The sequence below is a fragment of the Halalkalibacter okhensis genome, assembly GCF_000787375.1.
GTDB classification, from domain to species: Bacteria; Bacillota; Bacilli; order Bacillales; family Bacillaceae_D; genus Halalkalibacter; species Halalkalibacter okhensis.
Window position 1 is genome coordinate 131,617 of record NZ_JRJU01000005.1, and the last position, 12,474, is coordinate 144,090.

The following is a 12,474-nucleotide window of genomic DNA, read 5'->3' on the forward strand; positions in this document are numbered from 1 at the left end:
CGTGGTTCCACCCTTGTTTAAGATCGCCTCGTTTCACAAAGAAACAAAACCATTCTCCTCAAGATACAAAATAACGGTTGTTACCGGCTCCAGATAATCCACTTGTGTGTTTCCCTGTCGCAGTTCAGAGGTGGTAAGAACGTTATTCTAGTTAGGAAGCTCTCAGCAAATGCTTCCCTCTCTGAAAACCGATACAACGTCTCATGTCCTCATCAAGACTCTTACTTGTTAGACTATGATATGTAGTATTATAGGGAGCCTTAATTAGAAAATCAAGTAGCATTTAAAAATCGATCCAACAACCGTTCTTTTTTTGAAGTTAGCTCCATTCTTTATCGTAGGCTTTTAACGGATACAGCTTCATTCTCTCTTGGAAAATTGCTTGAATGGATAAAATCACCCCATGATCAGGATCGTCTGAGAAAACATGAACAAGCCGTGGCACCATACTTACTAAAGGACTAATAACCATATCCTCTATATCGACTTCTTGTTCAAAAACAAGGTCATCCTGAAGATGAAACAACAATTCTTCTCTTGTCATTCTCCGAAAATGTTCATCATAGAACGTAAAAGTTTCATCGTGGACAATGTAAACCATTTCTAGCTTCGGACGCTTAAATTGCACAAATTGGCGAAAGTCTTCAATCATATTTTGATACTCTTGCTCAAGCATATACTCATCAATGGCCATTTCCACACAATCAATTAAGACTTCCCCATAATCTCGTAATCGGAATGTGAGAAACGGTTCATAATAAAAGGTCGTATCTTCTTCCAAATGATTCGAGAATGCCTGATAAATAAATTCTCTTCGATTGAAGAACGATTTCATTTGAGGTAGATCGTTACGATCACCTTCTAATATAGACCTAGCAATGGTGAGAATCTGTTCTTGCTCTTCCTCATCTTGAAAATAAAACATGGTTTCAATAATATCTAACAACCACTCATCTTCTTTTGTACTAATAACATAATCGGTTAACACAGAAGCAAGCAAAGGATGAAACGAATCATAAAAGTCAATATGTTTGTGTTCATAGTTGAGAATAATCGTATCTTCCCCTTCTGCTCTCACGGCTCCACCTAAGCCGTACTCAGCGTACTTCTGGATATACGCTGTCAGCTGATGATACAGCTGCTTGCAATCATAGCTTTCTTCAAAATGGATTGCTATCAACGCTTACTCCCCCTTACATATAACGAACACCTCTATGTGAACATCATCTTTTTCGTCATTTCAGACAGGCTCTACTTCATCCTATGTTCAGATTAGAAAAACATGATTAGAAAATTCATAATGAAGAACCGTTTTCTCCCCTCACACCGTAAATATAATGGTACTCTTTTATGCTACCTTCTAAAAACGCAAAAAAAGAACCTGACACAAACGGTCAGATTCTTTTTTAGTAAAACTCTTTAGTTTTGCATAATAAAGTCTTTTGCTGCTGTTTCCTTCTCATCAAACACACGCAAAATATTGTATTTTGTATCACGTTGCGCTGGAATTTTCCCTGCTTCGCGAATTAAACGTAGTATTTCATTTGTGTTTACTTTATGTGTAGTACCTGCAGCCGAAACAACATTTTCTTCCATCATCGTACTACCAAAATCATTGCAACCATACTGAAGTGATAACTTCCCTACCTCTGGGCCCATCGTTACCCAAGATGACTGGAAATTTGGAATGTTATCAAGAAACAGCCTTGAGATAGCAACATTTTTCAAATAGTCGCGAGATGTGAGTTTTTTCGTTTTATACATTCCTGTGTTCTCCGGTTGGAAAAGCCACGAAATGAAGGCCGTGAAGCATTCCGTTTCATCTTGTGCATCCCGAATGCGTTGAAGGTGCAATGCACGCTCTTCAAATGATTCACCAAACCCAATAACCATCGTAGCGGACCCATGCATGCCAACACGTTTGGAAGCTTTCATCGCCTCAATCCATTGCTCCCACGTAATCTTCAAACGACTAACACGAAGGCGGGTTTCCTCTGTTAAGATTTCTGCTCCACCGCCAGGCATGCTATCAAGACCTGCTTCGTGTAATTGTCGTAAGACTTCTTCAACAGAAAGATCAGATACTTCAGCAATTTTCCATATCTCTGCAGGAGAAAATGAATGCATCCAAATATCAGGAAAACGTCGTTTAATGTCACGTAATAAATCGGTATAATAACTAAGTGGCAAATTAGGATTCGTTCCACCTTGCATAAGAATTTCTGTCCCATCCACATCTAGCGTTTCTTGTATTTTCTTGAAAATTTCCTCATCTTCAAGAACATATCCTTCCTTATGCCCTGGAGCACGATAAAAAGCACAAAAACGACAATACGTATCGCAGAAATTTGTATAGTTAACATTACGTCCAATTACAAAAGTAGTTACAGGTTCTGGGTGCCATTTCAACATAATTTGATTGGCTGCTTCCCCCATTTTTTCAACCTCGTCACTCTCATATAGAGCAACTACATCGTCCATCGACAATCGTTCACCATTCACGGCACGTTCTAATATAGCATCAATGCTCATGTTGTACCTCCGAATCTCTCAATATAGGATACTGTTATCCTACCATAGTTAAGCTCAGGCGCAAAGTAAGGACTCTCCTATTGGAAGAAACTTCAACTATTTTATCTAGCTCGCCGATTCGCTCCTTCAACTCGGACAAAAGATGTAAAATGCTTAATACGTTCCATAATTCGCTTTGCTTTTAATTCTTCAATTCCGCCGCGCTCTGAATAAGCCAGATGCTCTTCAAGTTCATCATAGTCATAATTGGATGTGAACAATGTAGGTAAATTCTCAAGCATTCGATGCTGCAAAATCGCCCCTAACACATCGTCTCTAATCCATGCAGAAATTGATTCAGCTCCAATATCATCAAGAATAAGAACTTGAGCTCGTTTCACCATATCTAGCTTCTCTTGAAATGTACCGTCCCCAATCGATTGCTTCATCTCCCGAAAGAAATCAGGCGTATAAACAATAAAGGATTCTATTTCTCTCTCTCTAAGTTCATTTGCTATTGCACCCATTAAATGTGTCTTCCCTACCCCAAATCGTCCGTAAAAGTACAACCCTTGGCCATCTTCACCCGGTCTAGCATTTACTGCAAATGCTAATGCTTTCCGGCTCGCCTCTTCACGCTCTCGATCAAGGTCAAGTTCATCAAATGTTGCGGTTAGAATATCCTTTGGAACGTAAAGTGATTTCATTAGTTGACGTTGTTTCTTCGCACTTTCCGCTTGTTTCTTTAAAGAGCAAGAATGATATTCTAAATCAATCGCCTGACGAGCAAAAATGAGTTCAGGCTTATACCCTTGCATCATATTTGGACAGGCTGCTAAGCCAGGACAACTTTCACAGTTATTTCGTTCATTTTTGAACTCATAAAGCTTAATCAATCCTTGATCGATCGTTTCATCGGTAACGGGCATGTTTTCTATTGCGCTTTTTACAAGTGGATCAGCAAGCAAAGATTTTCTCGCATTCGCTAGTCGTTGCTCGATATTTTTGTCTTTCGACCATTGTTTTAAAGCTGACTGAATGGACTCCATACCTTAGATCCCTCCTTTCTGAGTTTTGTTCTTCCTTAGATTCTCTAGCATTTCTTCAAAGCTCTGTTCATCATTTTTACGGTCTGCATTCACGTTTTCTTTCGATGGATTTGTCGATTGCTCGACTTGTTCTTGTTTTACTTTATCATCAACCAACCATTTAGGCAGTTTATCTCGCTTTTGCATCTGCCTTTTTTGACTAGGTCGTTTCTTTGCTTGTGACTGAGTTCGTTTCTGATTAGAAGCCTCAGTCGTTTTACGTCGTTCTAGCAAGGCAAGCTGCATAGCTTCTTTCACATTTTTCACTTTCTTTCTTGACCAATGACCCGCAACTTTATCAACCAGCGCTTTAGACAATTTCATGTCTTGGCTATATAACATAAAATCCAATAAGACATTCGTCACTCCGGGAAGCAACTGGTGATCAATAATTAATGATTCAATAATTTTCACATCAGCCGCCGCTACTTTACCACCGTTGGAACGAATCTCAAGTAACTCCAATGGGGAGATGGTCTCATAAAATTTAATCGTTCGTTCTTCTTCAGTTTGTGGTTCTTTCCCGGCCATTGTCTGTTGATTAAGTGGCTGCTTTTGCATCCCTATTCCTGGCGGTTCATTGCCGTGCTCCACCTTGTACCATTCTTGTGCCTTTTTCCTTAGTTCAAGTAAATCTAATTTTTCATCGTGCAGTAGCGCTTGTTGTACGATGCTGCTCATTTCAAGAGGTTCAATTTTATAAACAAACGCTAGCCTACTGATTGTTTTTCTTACATCACTCGTTAAGATCTCTTCTGGCACAATAAAAGTCGATAAACTTTTCTCAAGTAGATCAAAGTCGAATTGATTAAAGATCATTTCATTTTGATCATTTATAGAAAGAAGCTCTTTTTCTTTATTCATTTTTAACGCATTACTCGTTTCAGACTGAAGATTGGTAACCATTTCGGAGTGATGCAAAGAGACATAAACTTCATCAAATGCATACGTCATTTCCGTATATTGGTCATGGTCGATCTTATCTATGGTAAAACGATCGCGAAGTACCCGGTAATGAGACTTACCAAGCCGATTAAAGAGATACACACTTAACACATCGTTCTCAAAAAATTGTTTTGGCGTCATCGGAGGTTGCAACTCATATAAATACGTTGCCCCTCCCTCCTCATCCTTACGCTTATAGGTTTTCAAAAGGCCAATTCCTTCAAGCTTCTTCCGTTCCTCGTAAATAACTTCGAGTGAGACACCTAATAACAGCATCAATTGTCTGTGGGTCAATTCATCGCTCCAATACTGATCCTTCTCAAGCTGAGAAAGCAACGTTACGTATACGCTATGAGCTAAAGCGCCAGTCAGTGGTTGATAAAGCAATGCTAGTGTCTGTCTATCCATCTCTGTTATATAATTGCTTGTCCGCACAGAAAAACGATCAACTGGCAAAAGTTCTTTCCAATGCCATGTCATGTCCTCACCCCCAAAATACATCCAAAATGTTCCTCACGTAAAAAGAGCTTGTAGCGGTTACGCTTAAGCTCTCTTATTCATTCTTATTCATTAGCTCCGTTAGTTCTTTTATAAATACATTTATATCCTTGAATTGACGGTACACTGAAGCAAATCGAACATAAGCAACATCATCAATATCTGCTAACCTCTCCATGAGTAGCTCCCCTACGTCATGGCTATTCACTTCATTTTTCCCAAAGCCTCTAAGTTCTCTTTCTACACCATTAACAATTTTTTCAAGTGTATCCAACGAAACAGGTCGCTTCTCACAGGCCCGTATTAATCCCCTTAAAATCTTCTCTCTTGAAAACTCTTGCCTCGTTCCATCTTTTTTCACGACAATTAGAGGAATTTCTTCGACCATTTCAAACGTCGTAAATCGATGACTGCATTCTTCACATTCTCTCCGACGACGAATAGAACGCCCTTCATGACTTGGCCTTGAATCAAGCACTCGAGTTCCATTGTGATGACAAGCAGGACATAGCATTTGATCATCTCCACTTTCCGTATCGTACTAATTCGTTCAATTAAGTATCTTATTTTTATGATATAGAAAAAGTAGAAGTCTGACAAGAACTCTTATTTCAAGAGTTTATCATAACATAAAGATCCTTACGAAAGTGAATGATCCAAAAAGAGGTTGACGTTAGTTTAACATCTATACTTAGTTAACACGAACTACTGTAGAATCTAGGGATAAGAAAGCTAAATATGACAACCTATTATTTCAACTATGGTATTTTTAGTTTTGTTTTCTCAACTTTTATTGGCCCCATCCCTCTTGGCACTTCTATTACTTCACTTGATGTCGCATTGAATGATTCTGCGATGTAAGTAACAGCCACAGTAGGATCAAGATCTCCACAAGTGTATACATCAATACTTGCATATCCATGCTCTGGAAAACTGTGAATCGTCAGATGGGATTGAGAAATAATAACAACCCCACTCACTCCTTGAGGCGCAAATTTATGAAAGGCTACCTCTCTTACTTCCGCTCCCGTTTTTAACGCTGCATCAACAAAAACCTGTTCAATCAAGCTCCTATTATTTAACTTGTTTGCGTTACATCCCCATAATTCTGCGATTACGTGGCGTCCCATTGTTTCCAAAATTTAATTCCCCCTTTATAGAAAATTCACACTTTCTATTGCCTGTAGAAATGTTCGCTCGCACTGGGGACTGTTAGTTAATAACAATCATTACTTTTATGGTACACAAAAAAGTAGACGCTATTCTTTTGTACTAATTACGCTGTAGAAACGCATAAAAAAAGGTACCTTCATGAGGAAAAAACGGCCTCAATAAGGTACCCTAATCAAAATCAATTATGAAGCTGAATGAATTTGATTTGTTTCGTTTAATTGTTTGGCAACAAGATTCATCAAATCTACCACCCTACATGAATACCCCCACTCATTATCATACCAAGCAAGGACTTTAATTTGTCTGTCATTCATCACCATCGTTGATAAGCCATCAATAATAGACGATTGTTCATCCCCATTAAAATCGACTGATACAAGCGGATCCTTAGTAAATCCTAAAATCCCTCTTAACGAATTTTTCGAAGCCTTTTCAAGTACTTCATTTACTTCTTCTACCGATGCATCTTTCTTTACATTTACGACTAAATCAACTAAAGATACATTTGGCGTTGGGACTCGTAACGCCATACCATTTAATTTCCCTTCTAATTGTGGAAGGACTTTAGCAATGGCTTTTGCTGCCCCAGTCGATGTTGGGATGATTGATTGACCGCACGCTCTCGCTCTCCGTAAATCTTTATGAGGGTTATCGATGTTCTTCTGATCATTCGTATAGGCATGCACTGTTGTCATAAGTCCGCTCTCAATACCGAACGCTTCATCTAGAACTTTCGCCACTGGAGCCAAACAATTCGTCGTACACGATGCATTGGAAATAATATGATGTTCCGTGTTGATGTAATCTCTTTCATTCACACCCATTACAATCGTGATATCTTCATCCTTTCCTGGAGCTGTAATCAACACTTTTTTTGCTCCTGCTTCCAAATGATAACCAGCCGTCTCTTGCGTTTTGAATTTCCCTGTTGCCTCAATAACAATGTCGACGCCAAGCTCTGTCCACGGAAGGTCTCTTGGATCACGAGATTGCAGAAGCTTAATTTCTTTTCCGTCCACTAGCAAAGCATCATTTTTGGCCTCTACTGACAAATTATACTTCCCATGAATTGTGTCATACTTTATTAAATGAGCTAACGTCTCAGCTGGGTAACTAGCATTTATCGCTACAATTTCTACTTTTTTATCATTCATTGCTTTTCTAAATACCATTCTCCCTATACGTCCAAAGCCATTTATAGCAACTCTCTTTTTCATTAGAATAACTCCTCCTCATAATAACGTTATACTCTCGTCTGTTTATCTCACAAATAGTATAACACATTAAAACTTAAAGGACATTATTAAAATCATAAAAAATAAAAAAAGGCTGTCACAAAGATCCGTTCTATGACCTTTGTGACAGCCTAATGTGTCATTGTCCATTCTTTCAATATATTCTCTAATTGCCTTTTCGTCTCTTCTACTGTTGAGGAATTATCAATGATCGCATCCGCTCGAGCTCGCTTCTTTTTTAATGGCATTTGTGAAGCAATCCTAAGTTTAGCATCCTTTTCTCCCGCCTTATCTCGTTCCATCAGCCTCTTTAACTGGGTCCATTCATCAACATAGACCAGCAATACTTTATCCACTAAATGAAACAAATCACTCTCAAATAGGAGTGGAATATCAAAGACAATGGTTTTTTCGCCAGCTTCAACATATTTCTCCTTTAATTCATTCATTCGATCGCGGACAGCAGGGTGAACAATTTGATTCAAGACTTCACGTTCTTTAGGATGTTCAAAAATAATCTCCCCTAGCTTCTTCCTTGCAAGCGTTCCATCTTCATTGATGACACTTTGTCCGAAGTGCTCACTAATTAATTGTAGAGCCTTCGTTCCAGGCTCTACAACTTCACGAGAAATTTGATCTGCGTCAATGACAGGGATACCTTTTCCCTTTATAAGTAAACTGACAGTTGACTTGCCGCTTGCAATTCCCCCGGTTAATCCAATTAACATTGATAAACTCTCCTTCACCCATATCCGCTCAAAAGAAAAGTCACTTAAGAGCGAACGTTACACAGTTGATAATAAACTTTATAGGCTAAAAACACCAATTAAAATAAGTAAAAGACCAGGGATAAATGAGAATTTCTTCATCCAGGCGGAGTCAGAAAAACGGTTCCCACTTTTCATACCTAATGTTACAAATAACGCACTCATCGTCGCTACAGAAACAGCCATCCAAACTGGTGAAAAACCAATTAACGCAGCTCCAATTCCGGCACCAAACGCATCAAGAGAAAGAGCAATTCCAAGCAATAATGCCTCTCTTCCAGTAATGGTTCCTGAATCATCAAAGTCAGCTACCATTGGTTTGCGCAAAATTCGAATGACCACACCTAATACTTTTATTTCAAAATTAAGTATGACCTCGTCACCCTTTGTTTTCACTGTATTTGTAGCTGGCCTGTATACTTGATACAGTGCCCAAGCACCAATCAAAATAAGAATAGCTCCACCAATTGATTCTGCAATACGTGGAGATAAATACGTCTGGATAACAGTTCCAAAATACATAGCAATCAAAATTGAGGTTGCTGAACATCCCGCGATAAAAAGGAGTGACTTCCAAGGCAACTTCATTTTTCGGAGTCCATACGTTAGTCCAACCCCGAAGCTGTCAAGACTTACAGCCAGAGCAATGGCTAATAAGGAGAGAATCTCAACCATATTGATAAGCCCCTTCCATTTCAAACATACGATAGTATATGGCATGAGCCTATCCAATGGTACTTTATTTTTGACAGTTTATGCAGAAGTGCGTCCCTCTACCACCAACAACTTTTTTTGTAATCTCTTCACCGCAATTCACACAGGGTTCTCCTTTTCGACCATAGACCGTAAGCTGTTGTTGGAACATCCCCATTTCGCCTTGACCATTAACATACGATTTAATTGAGCTGCCTCCTAAGTCTACGGCCTGTTGCAATGTCGTAATAATGGCATCATGCAACCGTGTTAATTCACCTGCTGACAAAGAAGAAGCCATACGCTCAGGATGAATGCCTGCTTTAAAGAGTGCTTCATCGACATAAATGTTTCCAAGACCAACAACTGTTTTTTGATCTAATAACACGACTTTTATTGTTCTTGTCGTATTCCCAAAGGAGCGTTCCATTAATTCTACAGTAAACTCTGGAGAAAAAGGTTCAACTCCTAATTGAGATAGTGGCATGGTATGTTCTTCCGTTCCTTTTTTAAAAATATGCATCGTACCAAATTTGCGAACATCTTGATAACGCAGTTGTGTTCCATCTGTAAATGAGAAGATGACATGGGTATGCGGCGCTAGCTCTTCTCCGTTTTGAAAAAGACCATAACGTCCCTCCATCCGTAAATGAGAAACCATTGTTATATCATCTAGCACGAACAATAGGAACTTCCCGCGCCGATTGACTTCATGAATCGTTTGCCCTATTAAGTGAAGCTGAAATTGTTCGACATCATCAGGCTTTTTTATGATATTAGCCCATAATACATCAACAGCGGCAATGGTCTTTCCAATCACCAATTGGCGTAGCGTTCGACTTACCGTTTCGACCTCTGGTAATTCAGGCATTTCTCGTTCTCCCCTTATTTCGCATCATACCAGGTTTCACCATAAGAAACATCTGCTTTTAGAGGAACGTCAAGGCTAACTGTTTGCTCCATCACTTCTGGTACGAGCTTCATCATGATTTCCATTTCATTTTCAGGCACTTCAAAAATCAGTTCATCGTGAACTTGCAATAGCATCCTACTTTGCAGATTCTCTTGTACAAGGCGCTCCGCCATATCAACCATCGCCCTTTTAATAATATCAGCTGCTGATCCTTGAATTGGCGTATTCATTGCCGTTCGTTCAGCAAAGCTCCTTTTGTTAAAGTTGCGACTTGTAATGTCAGCTAAGTAGCGTCTACGCTGCAACAATGTAGTAACATAGCCTTTTTCACGTGCTTCTTCAATTGTATGATCCATATATTCTTTTACTTTTGGATAACTAGCTAAATAGCGATCGATAAATTGACCTGCTTCTTTCCTTGTAATCCCAAGACTTTGCGATAAACCAAAATCACTTATGCCATAAACAATCCCGAAGTTGACAGCTTTTGCACTTCTACGCATATTCGAAGTAACTTCCTCTTCACTTACATGGAAAACATCCATCGCCGTCTTCGTATGGATATCCATATCAGACTGAAATGCCTCTATTAGCTTTTCATCACCAGAAATATGAGCCAATACTCGTAATTCAATTTGCGAATAATCAGCCGCTACGATTTTCCAGCCTGACTCTGACGGAATAAATGCTTTTCGAATTTTACGACCTTCTTCCAATCGAATCGGGATATTTTGTAAGTTTGGATCTGTAGAGCTTAAGCGCCCTGTCTGAGTTAAGGCTTGATTATAGCGAGTGTGAATTTTATTCGTTTCATCCTTAGTTACTTTTAATAATCCCTCGATATAGGTTGAGTTCAATTTTCCTAATTGCCTGTAATGCAAAATATACTGAACGATCTCATGATCCTCTGCCAGTTTCTCAAGCACATCCGCAGAGGTTGAGTAACCTGTTTTTGTTTTTTTGATAGGCGGAAGACCAAGCTTTTCAAACAGCACTTCCCCTAATTGTTTCGGAGAATTAATATTGAACGCTCCACCAGCAAGCTCATGAATCGTCTGCTCTAATTCCTGAAGACGCTCATTTAAATTTTCTCCCATATGTTCAAGCTGTTGCTTGTCTACTTTCACACCCGTTGTTTCCATACGACCTAAAATAATCGAAAGAGGCATTTCAAGTTCTCGGAACAGCTTTTCCTGCTCATTTTCAATTAACTCTTGTTCTAAAATTGGTTGGAGTTGATAGAGGGCATCAGCTTTTCGAACTAAGTGCTCAGCAAGCTGTGCTTGTTGGGGTACCTTTTGTTTCGCCCCTTTTCCATAAACAACTTCATCTTCTTGCACTTGTCCTTTCGCTTTACGCTTAGCAACATCACTAATTTCATGCGACGATAAGGAAGGGTCTAGTAAATATGAAGCCATTTGTACATCAAACGTCACCCCGTTTAGCAGGACTCCTTTCCACCCTAGAGCAACAACTGCTCGCTTGGCATCAAATACGGTAATCTTTGTCGTATCATCTTTTAACCATTCAACCAACGCTCGAGACTTTAAAGCCTGCTGTGTCTCTATAAAGAAACGACCTTTTTCATTCACCAGGGCTAATCCTTCTATATTCGCTTGGTGATAGTTTTCACTTAACACTTCAACGATTAGGGAAGCTTCCTTTGTTAGATGTTCCTCAGTAACCTCATCTAACACGTCATATGTAATCTCTTCTAGCTCCTCTAACGTAGCACCTTCTGTATCAAATTTGGGTACAAGTGACGTAAACTCAAGTTCCTTCATTAATTTGACAACATCTTGCTTATCATACTCCCCAAAACTGAGGTCATCTAATGGCGTTTCAAAAGGAACATCTACAAAAATAGTCGCAAGCTCTTTACTCATTAGTGCCTGCTCACGATTCTCTTCTAGTTTCTCTTTCATTTTTTTGCCTGAGATTTGGTCAATGGAATCAAGTACTTTTTCGACTGACCCGAATTCTTTTAAAAGCTTCAGCGCTGTCTTTTCACCAACACCTGGAACACCAGGGATATTATCTGAGCTGTCTCCCATCAGACCTTTCATATCAATAATTTGCTTCGGACTAATTCCATATTTTTCTGCTATGAGCGCTTCATCATATGCTTCAACGTTAGTAATCCCCTTCTTCGTTAACACAACCGTCACTTTATCAGAGACGAGCTGAAGCAAATCCTTATCTCCAGAAAAGACCTTCACTTCAAAGTCTTTGCTTGATGCATCTTTAGCAAGCGTACCGATGATATCATCAGCTTCATAATTTTCCACTTCATACCGAGATATATTAAAGGCATCAAGCATTTCCCTCACAAGAGGAAACTGTTCTGATAACTCTGGCGGCGTTTTTTGACGCCCACCCTTGTATTCATCAAACGTTTTATGACGAAAAGTGGTTTTCCCTGCATCAAACGCCACTAACATATGCGTTGGCTTTTCTTCTTCAATAATCTTTAATAACATCGTTGTAAAACCATACACTGCATTTGTATAAACACCTTTATCATTATTCAACAATGGCAGTGCAAAAAAAGCACGATAGGCAATGCTATTTCCATCTATTAATACGAGCTTTTTCAACTAAATGCCCCTCTCTTAAACCAATATTTTCTTATCATTATTGTAGCACAAGGA

Annotated in this window: 11 protein-coding genes; all 11 read right to left on the reverse strand. The window is 39.2% G+C overall.

The features are described from left to right. Positions 1 to 319: 319 nt before the first annotated feature. Positions 320 to 1,180, reverse strand: coding sequence for a putative sporulation protein YtxC (ytxC, locus tag LQ50_RS06065; RefSeq protein WP_034627124.1), 861 nt, complete (start codon positions 1,178 to 1,180; stop codon positions 320 to 322). A gap of 239 nt (positions 1,181 to 1,419) precedes the next feature. Further along, the gene (gene mqnC / locus LQ50_RS06070; protein WP_034627125.1) at positions 1,420 to 2,532 is read right to left on the reverse strand and encodes a cyclic dehypoxanthinyl futalosine synthase; all 1,113 of its coding nucleotides are present in this window, start codon (positions 2,530 to 2,532) and stop codon (positions 1,420 to 1,422) included. A gap of 101 nt (positions 2,533 to 2,633) precedes the next feature. After that, on the reverse strand, positions 2,634 to 3,560 hold the full coding sequence (gene dnaI / locus LQ50_RS06075) for a primosomal protein DnaI (RefSeq protein ID WP_034627126.1): 927 nt from the start codon (positions 3,558 to 3,560) through the stop codon (positions 2,634 to 2,636). 3 nt (positions 3,561 to 3,563) lie between these two features. After that, complete coding sequence (locus tag LQ50_RS06080; RefSeq protein ID WP_034627127.1) at positions 3,564 to 5,024, reverse strand: replication initiation and membrane attachment family protein; 1,461 nt, start codon at positions 5,022 to 5,024, stop codon at positions 3,564 to 3,566. A gap of 73 nt (positions 5,025 to 5,097) precedes the next feature. Beyond that, positions 5,098 to 5,556: a transcriptional regulator NrdR gene (gene nrdR / locus LQ50_RS06085; RefSeq protein WP_034627128.1), complete on the reverse strand. Its 459-nt coding sequence runs from the start codon at positions 5,554 to 5,556 to the stop codon at positions 5,098 to 5,100. Between the two features lie 244 nt (positions 5,557 to 5,800). Beyond that, positions 5,801 to 6,181 (reverse strand): adenosylmethionine decarboxylase, encoded by a 381-nt coding sequence (speD, locus tag LQ50_RS06090; RefSeq protein WP_034627132.1) that lies wholly within the window; start codon positions 6,179 to 6,181, stop codon positions 5,801 to 5,803. 216 nt (positions 6,182 to 6,397) lie between these two features. Next, positions 6,398 to 7,432 carry a glyceraldehyde-3-phosphate dehydrogenase gene (locus LQ50_RS06095; RefSeq protein WP_034627133.1) on the reverse strand — a complete coding sequence of 345 codons (1,035 nt, stop codon included), beginning with the start codon at positions 7,430 to 7,432 and terminating at the stop codon, positions 6,398 to 6,400. A 149-nt stretch (positions 7,433 to 7,581) separates the two neighbouring features. Further along, positions 7,582 to 8,178, reverse strand: a complete 597-nt coding sequence (gene coaE / locus LQ50_RS06100) for a dephospho-CoA kinase (RefSeq protein ID WP_034627134.1) — start codon at positions 8,176 to 8,178, stop codon at positions 7,582 to 7,584. 78 nt (positions 8,179 to 8,256) lie between these two features. Next, positions 8,257 to 8,892, reverse strand: a complete 636-nt coding sequence (ytaF, locus tag LQ50_RS06105; protein WP_034627135.1) for a sporulation membrane protein YtaF — start codon at positions 8,890 to 8,892, stop codon at positions 8,257 to 8,259. A gap of 64 nt (positions 8,893 to 8,956) precedes the next feature. After that, positions 8,957 to 9,781: a DNA-formamidopyrimidine glycosylase gene (gene mutM, locus LQ50_RS06110; protein WP_034627136.1), complete on the reverse strand. Its 825-nt coding sequence runs from the start codon at positions 9,779 to 9,781 to the stop codon at positions 8,957 to 8,959. A gap of 14 nt (positions 9,782 to 9,795) precedes the next feature. Beyond that, entirely contained in the window at positions 9,796 to 12,420 is a 2,625-nt protein-coding gene (gene polA / locus LQ50_RS06115) for a DNA polymerase I (RefSeq protein ID WP_034627137.1), read from the reverse strand. Between the last annotated feature and the right edge of the window lie 54 nt (positions 12,421 to 12,474).

Excerpts from the sequence above, each read along its gene's own strand:
- mqnC (WP_034627125.1), bottom strand. The coding sequence starts at position 2,532 with ATGAGCATTGATGCTATATTAGAACGTGCCGTGAATGGTGAACGATTG.
- dnaI (WP_034627126.1), bottom strand. The coding sequence starts at position 3,560 with ATGGAGTCCATTCAGTCAGCTTTAAAACAATGGTCGAAAGACAAAAAT.
- LQ50_RS06080 (WP_034627127.1), bottom strand. The coding sequence starts at position 5,024 with ATGACATGGCATTGGAAAGAACTTTTGCCAGTTGATCGTTTTTCTGTG.
- nrdR (WP_034627128.1), bottom strand. The coding sequence starts at position 5,556 with ATGCTATGTCCTGCTTGTCATCACAATGGAACTCGAGTGCTTGATTCA.
- LQ50_RS06095 (WP_034627133.1), bottom strand. The coding sequence starts at position 7,432 with ATGAAAAAGAGAGTTGCTATAAATGGCTTTGGACGTATAGGGAGAATG.
- coaE (WP_034627134.1), bottom strand. The coding sequence starts at position 8,178 with ATGTTAATTGGATTAACCGGGGGAATTGCAAGCGGCAAGTCAACTGTC.
- ytaF (WP_034627135.1), bottom strand. The coding sequence starts at position 8,892 with ATGGTTGAGATTCTCTCCTTATTAGCCATTGCTCTGGCTGTAAGTCTT.
- mutM (WP_034627136.1), bottom strand. The coding sequence starts at position 9,781 with ATGCCTGAATTACCAGAGGTCGAAACGGTAAGTCGAACGCTACGCCAA.